Consider the following 15,901-nt stretch of genomic DNA (forward strand, 5'->3'; position numbering starts at 1 on the left):
TTGAAAAATCACAGAAATTTGCCAGCTAGGCAGTTCCGACGCACGAAATCCGTTAATGGATGTGGACAAGTGGTATTTTTTTGGTATTGTTCGCTCAGTTGGAGGACGCTGGATGGCCGAGACGCGCACGGAAGCGCTTCATCAGAACGCCGAGGGGCTGGATGTCCAGGCCCCGGAAGCCATCCTGGCGTTCCTTGCCAACGCCCAGATCGAGGCCGCGAAGGCCGTTCACGGCGCCATTCCGGCGATCGCCGAGGCCGCCGAATTGATCGCAAGACAACTGAAGGCCGGCGGCAGGCTCGCCTATGCCGCGGCCGGCAGCTCCGGCCTGATGGCCGTTGCCGACGCGCTGGAGCTTCCCGGCACGTTCGGCATCGCGCGTGACCGCATCGCCATCCTGATCGCCGGCGGCGACGAGGCGTTCCATACGCTTGCCGGCGGGCCGGAAGATGATACCGAGGAAGCCGCCGCAGCCGTGGCGAAGGCCAAAATCGGCAAGGGCGATTGCCTGATCGCCGTCTCCGCCAGCGGTTCGACGCCTTATGCCGTCCAGGCTATCGGCGATGCCAAGCGGCGCGGCGCGGCAACGATCGCCATCGCCAACAACAAGGGCGCGCCGCTGTTCGGCGAGGCGGACGTCGCCATCCTGCTCGAAACGCCGCCGGAGCTGATCGCCGGCTCCACCCGCATGGGCGCCGGCACGGCGCAGAAGCTCGCGCTCAACATGCTGTCGACGCTCGCGGCCATCCATCTCGGCCATGTGCATGACGGCTACATGGTCAATCTCACCGCCGACAACATCAAGCTGCGCGAGCGTGCCATCCGGATGGTCGCCGCCATCAGCGGGCGCAGCCGCGACGACGCGGCGCGCCTGCTCGAAGAGAGCGGCGGCGGCGTCAAGACTGCCATTCTGCTCGCCGCAGGCGCTGCCAACGCCGACGCGGCCGAGAAGATACTGGAAGGAGCCGGCCAGAAGCTAAGGCCGGCGCTTTCCGCGATCGAGGGGAGCAAGGGGCGCTAGCCGCTGTTCTCATCAGAACCGAACCTGAAAAAGGTCAACAGGGAGACTGAACATGACGACCAAACTACTGACGGCACTGCTGCTCGGCACGAGCATTCTCGGCACCACCGGGATGGCGCTCGCCGAGGATGTCACACTCAACATCGAGAGCTGGCGCGGCGACGACCTGACCATCTGGAAGGACAAGCTGATCCCGGCCTTCGAGGCCAAGAACCCCAGCATCAAGGTGGTGTTCGCGCCGTCGGCGCCGACCGAGTATGACGCCGCGCTCGGCGCCAAGCTCACCGCCGGCTCGGCTGGCGACCTGATCACCTGCCGGCCGTTCGACAAGTCGCTCGAGCTGTTCAAGAAGGGCAACCTCGCCGACCTCACTTCGCTGCCCGGCATGGAGAACTTCTCGCCGGTCGCCAAGGCGGCCTGGCAGACCGACGACGGCAAGTCGAGCTTCTGCGTGCCGATGGCCTCGGTCATCCACGGCTTCATCTACAACAAGGACGCCTTCGACAAGCTCGGCCTCAAGGTGCCGACCACGAATGAAGAGTTCTACGCCGTGCTCGACAAGATCAAGGCGGACGGCACCTACATCCCGATGGCGATGGGCACCAAGGACCTCTGGGAAGCCGCGACCATGGGCTACCAGAACATCGGCCCGAACTACTGGAAGGGCGAGGAAGGCCGCCAAGCGCTGATCAAGGGCGAGCAGAAGCTGACGGATCCGCAGTGGGTCGAGCCTTACAAGGAACTGGCCAAGTGGAAGCCCTATCTCGGTGACGGCTTCGAGGCGCAGACCTATCCGGACAGCCAGAACCTGTTCACGCTCGGCCGCGCCGCCATCTATCCGGCCGGCTCGTGGGAGATCGGCCTGTTCAACACGCAGGCGCAGTTCAAGATGGGCGCCTTCCCGCCGCCGGTGCAGAAGGCCGGCGACACCTGCTACATCTCCGACCACACCGACATCGGCATGGGCCTGAACGCGGCCTCGAAGCATCCGGAAGAGGCCAAGAAGTTCCTGGCCTGGGTCGCCTCGCCGGACTTCGCCACCATCTACGCCAACGCGCTGCCGGGCTTCTTCAGCCTGAACAGCACGCCGGTGAAGATGGAAGACCCGTTGGCGCAGGAATTCGTCTCCTGGCGCGGCAAGTGCAAGTCGACGATCCGCTCGACCTATCAGATCCTGTCGCGCGGCACGCCGAACCTCGAGAACGAGACCTGGGTTGAATCGGCCAACGTGATCAACGGCACCGACACGCCGGAAGCCGCGGCCAAGAAGCTGCAGGACGGCCTCGACAGCTGGTACAAGCCGGCGAAGTAATCTTCGCTATCGAACCGGCCGGGCGCATGCCCGGCCGGCATTCGGACAGTTCCTAGATAGCGATTGTCGGCGCCGCCTCTCGGTCTTACCCTCACCCTTGCGGGAAGACGAAGCCGCACTGTCGCTGGCCTTGTCCTTCGCATTATGAGGACAGTCAGGCCGTGCATCGAGGCATCAGCTAAGCATTCATCGACCTGGAACCGAGAGACGGCGGGGACCGAACTCATGGCCGCACAAACACGACCCAAGAAACCGATCCGCTGGCATATCGGCGTCTTCCTGGCGCCGGCGGTGCTCGTCTACACGGCGATCATGATCCTGCCGCTGTTCGGCACCCTCCAACTCTCATTGTTCCGCAACATCGAGCAGTCCCAGGTGTTCGTCGGGCTCGGCAATTTCCGCACGCTGTTCGGCGACCCCAACTGGTCGGTGAATTTCTGGAACGCACTCAGGAACAACGTCTGGTTCTTCATCATCCACATGCTGGTGCAGAACCCGATCGGCGTGCTCCTCGCGGCACTTCTGTCCAGCCCGAGGCTCAGGTTTGCCGCCTTCTACCGCACGGCGATCTTCGTGCCGACGATCCTGTCCTTCGTCATCGTCGGCTTCGCCTGGAAGCTGATCCTGTCGCCGATCTGGGGCGTGGCACCGCACCTGCTCGACTTCGTCGGGCTGAAGAGCCTGTTCACGCCGTGGCTCGGCAAGGAGCAATATGCGCTGACCGCGCTCAGCCTGGTCTCGGTCTGGCAGTTCGTCGGCATCCCGATGATGCTGATCTATGCCGCACTGCTGTCGATCCCGGACGAGGTGATCGAGGCCGCCGAATGCGACGGCGTCACCGGCATGGCGCAATTCTGGAAAATCAAGCTGCCGCTGATCCTGCCGTCGATCGGCATCATCTCGATCCTGACCTTCGTCGGCAATTTCAACGCCTTCGACCTGATCTACACGGCGCAAGGCGCGCTCGCCGGACCGAACTATTCGACCGACATACTCGGCACCTTCCTCTACCGCGCCTTCTTCGGCTTCCAGCTGCAGGTCGGCGACCCGAACATGGGCGCGGCGATCGCCACGATGATGTTCCTGATCATCCTTGCCGGCGTCTGCGTCTACCTGTTCCTCGTCCAGACGCGCCTGCGTCGCTACCAGTTCTGAGGGCGCCATGAGCACAGCCACCCGTTCCTTGCCCCGCACCATCGGCGCCCATGCCGTGCTTTTGACCTACACGGTGATCGCGCTGTTCCCGGTGATCCTGGTGGTGGTGAATTCGTTCAAATCCCGCGCCGGCATCTTCGGCGCGCCGCTGACGCCGCCGACGCCGAAGACCTTCGACCTGATCGGCTACACGACGGTGTTCGGCCAGGGTGATTTTTTCCACTATTTCCAGAACAGCCTCGTCGTCACCGTCGCCTCGCTGTTCTTCGTGCTTTTGTTCGGCGCGATGGCCGGCTTCGCGCTGTCGGAGTACCGCTTCCGCGGCAATACCATGATGGGACTCTATCTCGCGCTCGGCATTATGATCCCGATCCGCCTCGGCACCGTTGCCATCCTGCAGCTGATGGTGGCGACCGGGCTGGTCAACACGCTGACGGCGCTGATCCTGGTCTACACGGCGCAGGGCCTGCCTTTAGCCATCTTCATCTTGTCGGAATTCATGAAACAGGTCTCCGACGACTTGAAGAACGCGGGGCGCATCGACGGGCTGTCGGAATACACGATCTTCTTCCGCCTGGTGCTGCCGCTGGTCAGGCCGTCGATGGCGACGGTCGCCGTCTTCACCATGATCCCGATCTGGAACGATCTGTGGTTCCCGCTGATCCTGGCGCCATCGGAACAGACCAAGACGGTGACGCTCGGCGCGCAGCTCTTCCTCGGCCAGTTCGTCACCAACTGGAACGCGATCTTGGCGGCGCTGTCGCTGGCGATCCTGCCGGTGCTCATCCTCTACGTCATCTTTTCGCGGCAGCTGATCCGCGGCATTACTTCCGGAGCCGTCAAGTGAGCGAGGGGCGCCAATTCTCCGTAGGGCTCAGCTTCACCCTCTCAAGAAAAACTGGAGTAGTCAGGTGAGCGATAAACCCCTTCGCGTCGTCGTCGCCGGCCTCGGCAATATGGGCCGCAGTCACGCGCTCGCCTATCACACCAATCCGGGCTTCGAGATCGCGGCGCTCGTCAATCGCTCCGACGTGCCACTGCCGGACGGACTCGCCGGTTACGGCATCAGGCGCTCCTTCGAGGATGCGTTGCGCGACGAGAAGCCGGACGTCGCCGCGATCGCCACCTATTCCGACAGCCATGCCGACTATGCGGTGAGGGCGTTCGAGGCGGGCTGCCATGTCTTCGTCGAGAAGCCGCTGGCGACCACCGTGGCGGACGCCAAGCGCGTCGTCGACGCGGCCAAGGCCAACGGCAAGAAGCTGGTGATCGGCTATATCCTGCGCCACCATCCGTCCTGGATGAGGCTGATCGCCGAGGCGCGTAAGCTCGGCGGTCCCTACGTGTTCCGCATGAACCTCAACCAGCAGTCCTCCGGCCACACCTGGGAGACACACAAGCAGCTGATGCAGACGACCTCGCCGATCGTCGACTGCGGCGTGCACTATCTTGACGTGATGCTGCAGATCACCGACGCCAGGCCGGTCGAGGTGCGCGGCATGGGGGTGCGGCTGACCGAGGAGGTGGCGCCCTCCATGTACAATTACGGCCATCTGCAGGTGCTGTTCGAGGACGGCTCGGTCGGCTGGTACGAGGCCGGCTGGGGTCCGATGATCTCGGAGACCGCCTTCTTCGTGAAAGACGTGATGTCGCCCAAGGGCTGCGTGTCGATCGTGATGAAGGAGGGCGTGAAGTCCGACGACATCGATACCCACACCAAGACCTCGACCATCCGCCTGCACAACGCTGCGACCGGTCCGGACGGCAAGTTCGCCAGGCAAGACGAGCTGCTGTCGATGGAAGGCGAGCCTGGGCACCAGGAGCTCTGCGACCGCGAACAGGCCTTCCTGCTGAAGGCCATCCGCGAGGACATCGACCTCACCCGCCACATGGACGACGCGGTGAAGTCGCTCGCCGTCTGCCTTGCCGCCGACGAGAGCGTGCGCAGCGGCGCCCCAGTCAAACTCTAGAACACCTGAAACTATAAGAACGGGGACAAAGCCATGGGCTCGCTGAACATCGAGAATGTGAAGAAGGCTTTCGGGCCGGTCGAGGTGCTGAAGGGCATCGACCTCGAGGTCAATGACGGCGAGTTCGTCGTCTTCGTCGGACCTTCCGGCTGCGGGAAGTCGACGCTGCTGCGCGTGATCGCCGGGCTGGAGGATTCGACCTCCGGCCGGGTGCTGATCGACGGCGACGACGTCTCGGTCACGCCACCGGCCAAACGCGGCATCGCCATGGTGTTCCAGACCTACGCGCTCTACCCGCATCTGACGGTCAAGAACAATATGGGCCTCGGCCTGAAGCAGGCCGGCACACCCTCGGCCGAGATCGAGCGCCGCATCAAGATCGCTTCGGCCATGCTGTCGCTCGAGCCCTATCTTGAGCGCCGCCCGGCGGAACTCTCGGGCGGTCAGCGCCAGCGCGTCGCCATCGGCCGCGCCGTGGTGCGCGAGCCGAAGCTCTTTCTCTTCGACGAGCCGCTGTCGAACCTCGATGCCGCGCTGCGCGTCAACACAAGGCTGGAGATCGCGCAGTTGCACCGGCGGCTGAAGGCGACGATGATCTACGTCACCCACGACCAGGTCGAGGCGATGACGCTGGCCGACAAGATCGTCGTGCTCAACGCCGGCCGGATCGAGCAGATCGGCAGCCCGATGGAGCTCTACAATTCGCCGGCCAACGAATTCGTCGCCGGCTTCATCGGCTCGCCGAAGATGAACTTCATCGACGGCGCCAAGCTGGGCGAGACGGCGAAGACCGTCGGGGTCAGGCCAGAGCATCTGACCGTCGATGCGAAATCCGGCGCCTGGAAAGGCACGGTGGTGCATGCCGAGCATCTCGGCGCCGACACCAACCTCTATCTCGACTGCGAGAAGGCCGGCCTGCTCACCGTGCGCATCTTCGGCGTCTACAACGCCGAGCCGGGCGCTACGCTCTACGCGACGCCGGACCCGGCGAAGACATATCGGTTTGGAGCGAATGGAAGAGTGTTGAAGTAGGATCGTGACGCAGGTCGGCGCTGCCCCTCACCCTTACCCTCTCCCCGTGAAGGACGGGGAGAGGGAGGTCGCCAGCGCCGGAGCTTGTCCCTTCTCCCCGTCCTTCACGGGGAGAAGGTGCCGGCAGGCGGATGAGGGGCGGCGCAGCCCTGCGATTTGATCCGCCTATTCGTCCGCCTTGAACGTCTGCTTCTGCTGGCCCATGCCTTCGATGCCAAGCTCGACGACGTCGCCTGCTTTGAGGAATACCGGCGGCTTCATGCCGAGGCCGACGCCGGGCGGCGTGCCGGTGGAGATGATGTCGCCGGGATGCAGCGACATGAACTGGCTGAGATAGGAGACCAGATACTTCACGCCGTAGACCATGGTCTTGGTCGAGCCGTTCTGCATGGTCTTGCCGTTGACGGTCAGCCACATCTTGAGGTTCTGCGGATCGGCGATCTCGTCCGTGGTCACCAGCCACGGGCCGATCGGCCCAAACGTGTCGCAGGACTTGCCCTTGGTCCACTGGCCCTGGCGCTCGGCCTGGAAGGCGCGCTCGGACACGTCGTGCGCGACGCAATAGCCGGCAACATAATCGAGCGCGTCTTCCTCACTGACATACTTCGCCGTCTTGCCGATGACGACGCCGAGCTCGACTTCCCAGTCGGTCTTGACGGAGCCGCGCGGGATGAGCACGTCGTCATCCGGCCCGACGATGGCGGAGCTTGCCTTCATGAAGATGATCGGCTCCGGCGGCACGGTGGCGCCGGTCTCGGCGGCGTGGTCGGAATAGTTGAGGCCGATGCAGATGAATTTGCCGGTGCCGGCAACGCAGGCGCCCATGCGCGGCTTGCCGGAGACCGCCGGCAGCGATTTCGGATCGAGCTTCGACAGCATCTCCAGCGAAGCCGGATGAAGCGCGGTGCCGGCGATGTCGGCGACATAGGCCGAAAGGTCGCGGATCGTGCCATCCTGATCGAGCAGGCCGGGACGTTCGCTCCCCACCTCGCCATAGCGCAGCAACTTCATCTTCGTTCTCCTACTTGCGGCCGAAGGCCGTTTTGCAAAACTCTTCGCTCAGGCGACCGCTTCACTGCGGAAACCGGCGGACCGTATCCATCGAGCCGATCTCCGACAAGCGTGCACGGCGACCAGGGCAGCCGGCGGGAAGGATTTTTCAGACTTTCCGATCCTCTGCCGATAAACGCGGCGTTGGGCGCGATCTTCCTGTTCGTCAACGATGTTTTCCCGGCGGCGGTCAGATCGACCAGCCGCCGTCGATATTGTAGGCCTGACCCGACGTGTAGTTCGCTCCCGCCAGATAGACGGCGAGATCGGCGATCTCCTCGGGCGTGCCCAGCCTGCCCATGGGCTGGCGCGCGATGAAGGCCGCGCGCGCCGCCTCATAGTCGCCCTGCGCATGCATGCGGTCTTGCAGCGACGGGCTTTCGACCGTGCCGGGACAGATGGCGTTGCAGCGGATTCCTCTTGCGACATAGTCGGCGGCGACCGCCTTGGTGAGGCCGACTACGGCCGCCTTGGTCAAACCATAGACGAAACGGTTCGGCACGCCCTTCTGCGAGCTCGCCAGCGACGCCATGTTGATGATCGAGCCGTCGCCGCGCTCCAGCATGCCTGGCAGCACGGCGCGGATCGTGCGGATCATCGAGCGGACATTGAGGTCGAGCGCGAAGTCGAGGTCCTCATCCTTCATCTCGAGGATGGAGCCCGAATGGACGAAGCCGGCGCAGTTGAACAGCACATCGACCGGGCCGATCTCGGCGAAGGCAGCCGCGACGGCCGCATCGTTCAGAACGTCGAGCTTGCGCGTCTTGATGCCGGAAGTCTTGGCGAGCTCGGCAAGGAGCGGCTCGTTGATGTCGGTGGCGTGAACGGTGGCGCCGGCCCTGGCAAAAGCCAGCACGCTCGCGCGTCCGATGCCTTGCGCCGCCGCGGTGACCACAACCACCTTGCCTGCCAGATCCGCCATTCTTCCCTCCGGGTGCCGCAAGCTTTCTACCGGCAGCCAAACTAGGCGCAATGCGCCAGGCGAGCTTGGCGCCTGACCTGCCATCTGCCGAGGACCAATTGTTTTTTCTGGTTAAAGAACACGTGACGAGGCGTCAAGCCTGGAACAGGCATCGTTTCGGGTTTCGGATCTGTCTTGTCGCCCCCTTTTGAGCGCCGGCGCTGCCCCTCACCTGCCTGCCGGCATCCTCTCCCCGTATAGTGACGGGGAGAGGGGCGCTCTCATCGCCGGTTTCGCCAACCACCAACGTCGCAAAGGGGAAGCGAACATCACTTCCGTCGCAGGGTTCAGTCGCCGTAAGGCACCCAGACATTCTTGACCTCGATGGCGCGGCGCAGGAAGGCCTCGCCGGCGGCTTCGCCCGAGGCCCAGTCGAGGCTGCGGCCGTTGCCGGTCCAGACGCGCTTCAGGTTGCCGATGGAGTCGGCCTCCGCCCTGGCGCAGGTTTCGGCATCGGCGAACAGCCAGAGCCCGTCGACATCGTCGTGCTTGGCCAGCACGCCCGCAAGCTCGGCGCTGCGGCCGGTGACGATGTTGACGGCGCCGGCAGGCAAGTCGGAATATTCAATCACCTGGTAGAGGTCGGTCGCCAAAAGCGGGTGCCGTTCGGACGGGACGGCCACCACCGTGTTGCCCATGGCAAGCGCCGGCGCCACCAGCGAGATGAAGTTGAGCAGCGGCTGATTGTCCGGCGCGACGATGCCGACGACGCCGACCGGCTCATGCAGCGCCAATGTCACGACACGGGCCGGCGGCTGGTGGACGCGGCCCTCGAACTTGTCGGTGAGGCCGGCATAGAGGAACAGCCGCTCGATCGACTGCTCGACCTCCTCCCGCGCCGCCTTGGGAGCGACGCCGGTGAGCTGGACGAGGCGCGCGGCGAATTCGTCCGCGCGGCCGGAAAGGTTCTCGCCGAAGTAGTAAAGCACCTGACTGCGGTTGAAGGCAGTCGCATCGGGCCAAGCCTTGCAGGCGCGCGCCGCGGCGACCGCGTCGCGGATGTCCTTGCGGTTGCCGAGGCCGACCTCGCCGGCAAGCTTGCCCTTGGCGGTGGCGATGCCAAGCGAATAATTGCCGTCGGGGCGCACCTGCTTGCCGCCGATGAACAGCTTTGCAGTGCGGTCGATCGCCGTGCCGTCGGCCTGTTCGGCTGGCTGAGCGGAGCCGGCGGTGGCCGGCTTGATAGCCGGGCCGATAGGAAGCTTCGCCGTCAGATATTCGAACATGCCCTCGCGGCCACCCTCGCGGCCGAAGCCACTTTCGCGGTAGCCGCCGAAGCCGCAGGCGGCGTCGAACATGTTGGTGCCGTTGACCCAGACCACGCCGGCCTTCAATTGCGGGGCGACATGCAAGGCGAGGTTGATGTTCTCGCTCCACACGGAAGCGGCAAGGCCGTAGCGCGTGTTGTTGGCAAGCTCGATCGCTTCCTCGGTGTTTCGGAAGCTCATCGTCGCCAACACCGGTCCGAACACCTCCTCCTGCGCCAATATATTAGCCGGCGAAACCGAGGTCGCGAGCGTCGGCAGGTGATAGTAGCCCGTCGTCGGCAAGGCGGCGTCGGGCTGCCAGCAGACCGCGCCTTGCCTGGCGCCCTCGGCGATCAGGCCCTTGACGCGGTCGAGCTGGGTGCGGTCGACCAAAGGACCGATATCGGTGTTCTTGTCGAGCGGGCTGCCGACGCGCAGCCGGCTCATCCTGACCTTGACCTTGGCGATGAAAGCCTCGGCTACGCCTTCCTGCACAAGCAGGCGCGAGCCGGCGCAGCAGACCTGGCCCTGATTGAACCAGATGCCGTCGACCAGACCCTCGACGGCGCTGTCGAGATCGGCATCCTCGAAGACGACGAAGGCCGACTTGCCGCCGAGTTCCAGCGAAAGCTTCTTGCCCGACCCGGCGGTCGCCTTGCGGATGATCTTGCCGACCTCGGAAGAGCCGGTGAAGGCGATCTTCTGGACACCGGGATGATTGACGATCGCCGCACCCGCTTCCGGTCCGCCCTGGACGATGTTGACGACGCCTTTCGGCACGCCTGCCCGCTCGCAGATCTCGGCGAACAGGATCGCGGTAAGCGGCGTGAATTCGGCCGGCTTCAACACCACCGTACAGCCCGCGGCGAGTGCGGGCGCGATCTTCCAGGCCAGCATCAACAGCGGAAAGTTCCAGGGGATGACCTGGCCGACGACGCCGACCGCCTTGTGGTCGGGAAAATCCTTCTCCAGCGTCTGCGCCCAGCCGGCATGGTGGATGAAGTGACGGATCGCCAGCGGCACGTCGATGTCGCGGCTCTCGCGGATCGGCTTGCCGTTGTCGATCGTCTCCAGCACGGCGAACAGGCGCTGATGGCGCTGCATGGCGCGGCCGATGGCATAGAGCACCTTGGCTCTGGCGTAGCCGGAACTCGCGCTCCACTTCGGCAGCGCCTTGGCGGCCGCGGCGACCGCCGCGTCGATGTCGGCGCCGCCTGCATCCGAGACCTTGGCGAGCAGCTTGCCGGAGGACGGTTCGCTGGTGTCGAAAGTCCTGCCGCTCGCCGCCGCCTTCCAGGCGCCATCGATGAACAGGGACTTGGAGAAATCGCGCGAGGCCAACCAGGCATCGGCTTCGTTGCGGGCCTCCGGCGCCGGGCCGTATTCCATGGCGTGATAGCGTTCGAGGATGTTCATGGGGCGCCTCCTTTACCCTCCCCCTTGTGGGGAGGGTCGATCGGCAGAGCCGATCGGGGTGGGGGTAGATGGCTAGCGGACTGGTGCATTTGACAGGTTGATTTGTTTTTTCGACCCCCACCCCGCCGCTTCGCGGCGACCCTCCCCACAAGGGGGAGGGTGGGTGCTACGCCATCGCGTGGCGATGGTTGGCTGAATAGTGCCCGGTCAAATGATGCTCGAGCTGGCGTTCGATGTCGGTGAGCAGGCTGGAGGCGCCGAAGCGGAACAGCTCCGGCTCGAGCCACGGCCGGCCAAGTTCCTCCTTCATCAGCACCAGCCAGTCGAGCGAGGCCTTGGCGGTGGAAATGCCACCCGCCGGCTTGAAGCCGATCAGGTAGCCGGTCTCCTCGAAATAGGCGCGGATGGCGCGCACCATGGCGAGGCCGACGGGAAGCGTGGCGTTGACGCTTTCCTTGCCGGTCGAGGTCTTGATGAAGTCGGCGCCCGCCATCATCGCCACCATCGAGGCCAGCATGACATTGCGCAGCGTGGCGAGATCGCCGGTGCCGAGGATGACTTTCAAGTGCGCGTCGCCGCAGGCGGCGCGCATGGCGACGATCTCGTTGAACAGCTCGCGCCACTTGGCGCCGTAGACCAGGCCGCGCGGGATTACGACATCGATCTCATCGGCGCCGTCGCGCACCGAGGCCTCGATCTCCTGCAGCCGGGTCGAGAGCGGCGCCAGGCCGTGCGGGAAGGCGGTTGAAACGGCGGCGACATGGATGCCGGTGCCGCGCAGCGCCTCGACAGCGGTGGCGACGAAGGGGTGGTAGACGCAAACCGCCGCCGGACGGATGGTTTCACCGGCGATGCCGAGACCCTCGACGATATCCTTGCGCAGCGGATTGATCGCCTTGGCGCAGAGCCTGCGCACGCGCTCGTCGGTGTCGTTGGAGTTCAGCGTGGTGAGATCCATGCAGGCAATCGCCCGCAGCAGCCAGGCGGCCTGGTTGTCGGCCTTGATCGAGCGCCGTTTGGTGAGCGTGGCGACACGACGTTCCAGCGCCGAGCGATTGACGCTGCGCACCGATTCCAGGAAACCGAGGTCGAGCTTCATGCCGGGATTGCGGGCAATGCCATGCTCCAGCGGCATCGGCGTGTTGGCGGCGGCACGCGCCGGCAGCGGCATGACCTTGGACGCGCCTGCGCCGGCCTCGCGGATGGTGCTGCTCATCTCCTGCCCTTTCATTCAGCTGCTTGCGCCGAAGGATAGCCCGTGCAGCGACGCTTCACGAGTCTTTCAAGGGGTCATAGCGGAAAAAGGCCGGCAAGGCAGCAGGTTTTTGACCGCATGGTCAAAACATCATCCTGAGTAGGCGCTCCCGGCGTTGGAGATTGGCCGAAACGCCCATCCCTTCGTCATACTCGGGCTTGACCCGAGTATCCATGCCGTGACCTCTGCCGTAGAGTGCAACGGTGCAGAATTCTGTAACCGCCGCAAAGCCTTAGCGTAACGGCATGGATTCTAGGGTCTGCGCGCGTCGCTCCGCTCCTTGCTCCGCCCTAGAATGACGAAGCACGAATGTCGTCGGTAAATCTCAGTGGCTTCCAACAGAGCTGGCGGGTGCGATACGCTCAGCCGACGAAGGCGCGCTCCACGACGAAGCTTGCCGGATGGCTGAGCGAGCCTTCCTGGAAGCCGAGGCTTTCGGCGAGTTCCTTGACGTCCTTCAACATGTGCATCGAACCGCAGATCATGATGCGGTCGGTCTCGGGATTGAGCTTGTCGATGCCGAGGTCGGAATAGAACTTGCCCGAGCCGATCAGCGCGGTGATGCGGCCCATGCGCGCCGATTCCTCGCGGGTCGTCGAATTGTAGAGCGTGACACGGCCGCCGGTCAGCTCGCCGATCAGCGGATCGTTTTCCAGAGCCGCCACCAGCTCCTGGCCGTAGACAAGCTCGGCTTTGTCGCGACAGGTGTGGGTCAGGAAGACGTGGTCGAACTTTTCATAAGTCTCGGGATCGCGCAGCAGGCTGGCAAAGGGCGCGATGCCGGTGCCGGTCGAGATCATGAACAGGCGTTTTGCGGGCGTAAGGGCGTCGAGCACCAGCGTGCCGGTCGCCTTCTGGCGCATGATGACGGTGTCGCCGACCTTTATCTTCTGCAGCTCGGAGGTCAATGGACCGTCCGGCACCTTGATCGAGAAGAATTCAAGCTCGTCGTCCCAAGCGGGGCTGGCGACGGAATAGGCACGGAAGATCGGCTTCTCGGCATTGGGCAGGCCGATCATGACGAACTCGCCGGAGCGGAAGCGCAGCGACTGCGGACGGGTGATGCGGAACGAGAACAGCCGATCGGTGTAATGCTTCACCGACACCACCGTCTCGGCATAGACATTGGCCGGGATCGGGAACTGGACCGGCCTGGCGCCGGCGATGTTGACCGCGGATGTCGTGTTCATCAAACCCAACTTTCCGGCCCAGACGCGAGGTTCTGGCGCCAAACTTTTGCGTGCGCGTCCGGACGGTCGGGTCCCGACGTGCTTCTCACACACTGCCAGCAGTAAGCCCTTGTGTTGGAAACTTATTAGTATACAAACGATCTTGGGGTCAAGATCGAGGCATAAAACACCTTTCCAAACTGGGACATGTCCGTAGTTTTAGCATTTCGGGTTTCGACAATGGATGAGAAATTTTCGGCGTCGGCGGGAAATGTTGTCGCAGGCATCGATGTCGGCGGAACCTTCACCGACCTGCTGCTGATCGACGGCAAGGCAGGCGGAAAGGTGCATATCGCCAAGACGCCGACCACAGTGGAGAACCAGGCATTCGGCGTGGTCGCCGCACTTGCCGCCACCGGCTTTCCGGTCGACGGTATCGACCTCATCGTCCATGGCACGACGACGACCACCAACGCCGTGCTGGAACGCCGGCTGGCCAGGACCGGCATGATCACCACGCGCGGCTTTCGCGACGTGATCGAGCTTGGCCGGCGCACCCGGCCGCAAGCCTATGGCATGACGGGCACCTTCGTGCCGGTCATTCCGCGCGATCTGCGACTCGAGGTCTCGGAGCGCGTCGAGGCGTCCGGCGCCGTTCGCGTCCCGCTCGACGAGGCGGAGATGCGCGACGCGGTGAAGCGGCTGCTCGCCGCCGGCTGCGAGTCGCTCGTCATCCATTTCCTGCATTCCTACGCCAACCCGGCGCATGAACGCCGCGCGGCGGAGATCGCGGCGGAACTCTGGCCGAACGGCCATATCACCACCGGCCATGCGCTTCTTTCAGAAGCGCGCGAGTTCGAGCGCGGCGTGACGGCGGCGGTCAACGCCTCGGTGCAGCCGATCCTGGAGCGCTATGTCGAGCGGCTGCGCAAGGAGCTGGCGGCGAAAGGCTATGCGCGCGACTTCCTGATCATGAACGGCAATGGCGGCATGATCTCGGCCCGCTTCGTCACGCAGGAATCGGCCAAGACCGTGATGTCGGGCCCAGCATCGGGCGTGATCGCGGCAGCCTATACCGGAAAACGCGCCGGCTTCGGCAATGTCGTCACCTACGACATGGGCGGCACCTCGACCGACGTGGCGCTTATCCGCAACGCCGAGCCCGCCGTCTCGAACGAGATCGAGATCGAGTATGCAATGCCGATCCATGTGCCGATGGTGGCGGTGCACACCGTCGGCGCCGGCGGCGGCTCGATCGCGCGCGTCGACGCGGCCGGCCTGATCCAGATCGGCCCGGAAAGCGCCGGCGCCAATCCCGGCCCGATCTGCTACGGGCGCGGCGGCACCGAACCGACCATCACCGACGCCAATCTGGTGCTGGGCCGGTTGGCGCCGAAGAAGCTGCTCGCCGTCGACAATCCGGTCACCGTCGAGCGCGTGACCGCGATCTTCGAGGACAAGATCGGCAAGCGCACCGGCCTTTCCGGCGTCGAAGCGGCGGGCGCGATCCTGAGGCTCGGCAACATGAAGATGGCGGGCGCCATCCGCATGGTGTCTGTGTCGCGCGGCCACGATCCGCGCGATTTCGCGCTGTTCGCCTTCGGCGGCGCCGGGCCATTGCACGCGACAGCACTCGCCCGCGAGCTCGGCCTGCCACGTGTGCTGGTGCCGGCGCGCCCCGGCATCACCAATGCGCTCGGCTGCGTCGTCGCCGATCTCAGGCACGATTTCGTCAACACGATCAACCAGCCGGTGGCGAGCCTCGACGAAGCGAAGCTTCGCGAGGTATTGGAACGGCACCGGAACGAAGGCGAGGCGCTGATCGCCAAGGAAGCGGTGAAGCCGGACGCGATCCGCGTCACTCATTCCGCCGACATGCAGTTCGTTGGCCAGACGCACATCATCAACGTGCCGCTGCCGTCCTCATCGGTGACGCGCGCGACGCTGCAGCAACTCTTCGAAAAGGCCTATTTCGCGCGCTTCAAGGTCGAGCTGCCCGAGATCCGCGCCAATCTCGTCAACCTCAATACCTCGGTCACCGGCGTGCGGCCGCAAATCGATCTGTCGAAGCTGATCGACCCGGCGGGGCGCGCGGCGACGCTCGAGGAGGCGCTGCGCGAAATCCGGCCGGTCTGGTACAGTGGGCACTGGCACGACACTCCGGTCTATGACCGCGAAAAACTGCCGCTCGATGCAACAATCGAAGGGCCGGCGATCCTGGAGCAGATGGACGCAACCACGGTGCTGGAACCCGGCGACCATGCGCGTTCCGACGCCGACGGCAACATCATCATCGACATCGGCGAGGCCTGA

Annotated in this window: 12 protein-coding genes; 7 read left to right on the top strand and 5 right to left on the bottom strand. The window is 64.5% G+C overall.

What is annotated here, in order from left to right; genetic code table 11:
- Positions 1 to 112 precede the first annotated feature (112 nt).
- The 6 genes from QAZ47_RS02065 (at position 113) to QAZ47_RS02090 (ending at position 6,490) form a co-directional block, all read left to right on the top strand.
- Positions 113 to 1,021, top strand: a complete 909-nt coding sequence (locus tag QAZ47_RS02065) for an N-acetylmuramic acid 6-phosphate etherase (protein ID WP_278232339.1) — start codon at positions 113 to 115, stop codon at positions 1,019 to 1,021.
- 52 nt (positions 1,022 to 1,073) lie between these two features.
- Positions 1,074 to 2,333, top strand: a complete 1,260-nt coding sequence (locus QAZ47_RS02070; protein WP_278232340.1) for an ABC transporter substrate-binding protein — start codon at positions 1,074 to 1,076, stop codon at positions 2,331 to 2,333.
- Between the two features lie 225 nt (positions 2,334 to 2,558).
- On the top strand, positions 2,559 to 3,488 hold the full coding sequence (locus QAZ47_RS02075; RefSeq protein WP_278075076.1) for a sugar ABC transporter permease: 930 nt from the start codon (positions 2,559 to 2,561) through the stop codon (positions 3,486 to 3,488).
- 7 nt (positions 3,489 to 3,495) lie between these two features.
- The gene (locus QAZ47_RS02080) at positions 3,496 to 4,335 is read left to right on the top strand and encodes a carbohydrate ABC transporter permease (RefSeq protein ID WP_278205327.1); all 840 of its coding nucleotides are present in this window, start codon (positions 3,496 to 3,498) and stop codon (positions 4,333 to 4,335) included.
- Between the two features lie 109 nt (positions 4,336 to 4,444).
- Positions 4,445 to 5,458, top strand: a complete 1,014-nt coding sequence (locus QAZ47_RS02085; protein WP_278233754.1) for a Gfo/Idh/MocA family oxidoreductase — start codon at positions 4,445 to 4,447, stop codon at positions 5,456 to 5,458.
- Positions 5,459 to 5,491: 33 nt separating this feature from the next.
- On the top strand, positions 5,492 to 6,490 hold the full coding sequence (locus QAZ47_RS02090) for an ABC transporter ATP-binding protein (RefSeq protein WP_278232341.1): 999 nt from the start codon (positions 5,492 to 5,494) through the stop codon (positions 6,488 to 6,490).
- Between the two features lie 165 nt (positions 6,491 to 6,655).
- Here QAZ47_RS02090 and QAZ47_RS02095 read toward each other — a convergent pair whose 3' ends face one another.
- The 5 genes from QAZ47_RS02095 to QAZ47_RS02115 all read right to left on the bottom strand — a co-directional run bounded on the left by QAZ47_RS02095 (position 6,656) and on the right by QAZ47_RS02115 (position 13,609).
- Positions 6,656 to 7,501 (bottom strand): fumarylacetoacetate hydrolase family protein, encoded by an 846-nt coding sequence (locus QAZ47_RS02095; RefSeq protein WP_278205329.1) that lies wholly within the window; start codon positions 7,499 to 7,501, stop codon positions 6,656 to 6,658.
- A gap of 229 nt (positions 7,502 to 7,730) precedes the next feature.
- Positions 7,731 to 8,462: an SDR family oxidoreductase gene (locus tag QAZ47_RS02100; protein ID WP_278232342.1), complete on the bottom strand. Its 732-nt coding sequence runs from the start codon at positions 8,460 to 8,462 to the stop codon at positions 7,731 to 7,733.
- 326 nt (positions 8,463 to 8,788) lie between these two features.
- Entirely contained in the window at positions 8,789 to 11,164 is a 2,376-nt protein-coding gene (locus QAZ47_RS02105) for an aldehyde dehydrogenase family protein (protein ID WP_278232343.1), read from the bottom strand.
- 166 nt (positions 11,165 to 11,330) lie between these two features.
- Entirely contained in the window at positions 11,331 to 12,380 is a 1,050-nt protein-coding gene (gene deoC, locus QAZ47_RS02110) for a deoxyribose-phosphate aldolase (RefSeq protein ID WP_278075069.1), read from the bottom strand.
- Positions 12,381 to 12,781: 401 nt separating this feature from the next.
- Positions 12,782 to 13,609, bottom strand: a complete 828-nt coding sequence (locus tag QAZ47_RS02115; RefSeq protein ID WP_278075068.1) for a ferredoxin--NADP reductase — start codon at positions 13,607 to 13,609, stop codon at positions 12,782 to 12,784.
- A gap of 219 nt (positions 13,610 to 13,828) precedes the next feature.
- On the opposite strand from QAZ47_RS02115, the gene QAZ47_RS02120 reads away from it, so the two are divergent.
- The gene (locus QAZ47_RS02120; RefSeq protein WP_278205334.1) at positions 13,829 to 15,901 is read left to right on the top strand and encodes a hydantoinase/oxoprolinase family protein; all 2,073 of its coding nucleotides are present in this window, start codon (positions 13,829 to 13,831) and stop codon (positions 15,899 to 15,901) included.

This window comes from Mesorhizobium sp. WSM4904, from assembly GCF_029674545.1.
Classification (GTDB): Bacteria; Pseudomonadota; Alphaproteobacteria; order Rhizobiales; family Rhizobiaceae; genus Mesorhizobium.

Bases quoted from the DNA above. Each gene is read 5' to 3' on its own strand.
- QAZ47_RS02115 (WP_278075068.1), bottom strand. From the start codon at position 13,609: ATGAACACGACATCCGCGGTCAACATCGCCGGCGCCAGGCCGGTCCAG.
- QAZ47_RS02090 (WP_278232341.1), top strand. From the start codon at position 5,492: ATGGGCTCGCTGAACATCGAGAATGTGAAGAAGGCTTTCGGGCCGGTC.
- QAZ47_RS02120 (WP_278205334.1), top strand. From the start codon at position 13,829: ATGGATGAGAAATTTTCGGCGTCGGCGGGAAATGTTGTCGCAGGCATC.
- QAZ47_RS02070 (WP_278232340.1), top strand. From the start codon at position 1,074: ATGACGACCAAACTACTGACGGCACTGCTGCTCGGCACGAGCATTCTC.
- QAZ47_RS02100 (WP_278232342.1), bottom strand. From the start codon at position 8,462: ATGGCGGATCTGGCAGGCAAGGTGGTTGTGGTCACCGCGGCGGCGCAA.
- QAZ47_RS02105 (WP_278232343.1), bottom strand. From the start codon at position 11,164: ATGAACATCCTCGAACGCTATCACGCCATGGAATACGGCCCGGCGCCG.
- QAZ47_RS02080 (WP_278205327.1), top strand. From the start codon at position 3,496: ATGAGCACAGCCACCCGTTCCTTGCCCCGCACCATCGGCGCCCATGCC.
- QAZ47_RS02065 (WP_278232339.1), top strand. From the start codon at position 113: ATGGCCGAGACGCGCACGGAAGCGCTTCATCAGAACGCCGAGGGGCTG.
- deoC (WP_278075069.1), bottom strand. From the start codon at position 12,380: ATGAGCAGCACCATCCGCGAGGCCGGCGCAGGCGCGTCCAAGGTCATG.
- QAZ47_RS02095 (WP_278205329.1), bottom strand. From the start codon at position 7,501: ATGAAGTTGCTGCGCTATGGCGAGGTGGGGAGCGAACGTCCCGGCCTG.
- QAZ47_RS02075 (WP_278075076.1), top strand. From the start codon at position 2,559: ATGGCCGCACAAACACGACCCAAGAAACCGATCCGCTGGCATATCGGC.
- QAZ47_RS02085 (WP_278233754.1), top strand. From the start codon at position 4,445: ATGGGCCGCAGTCACGCGCTCGCCTATCACACCAATCCGGGCTTCGAG.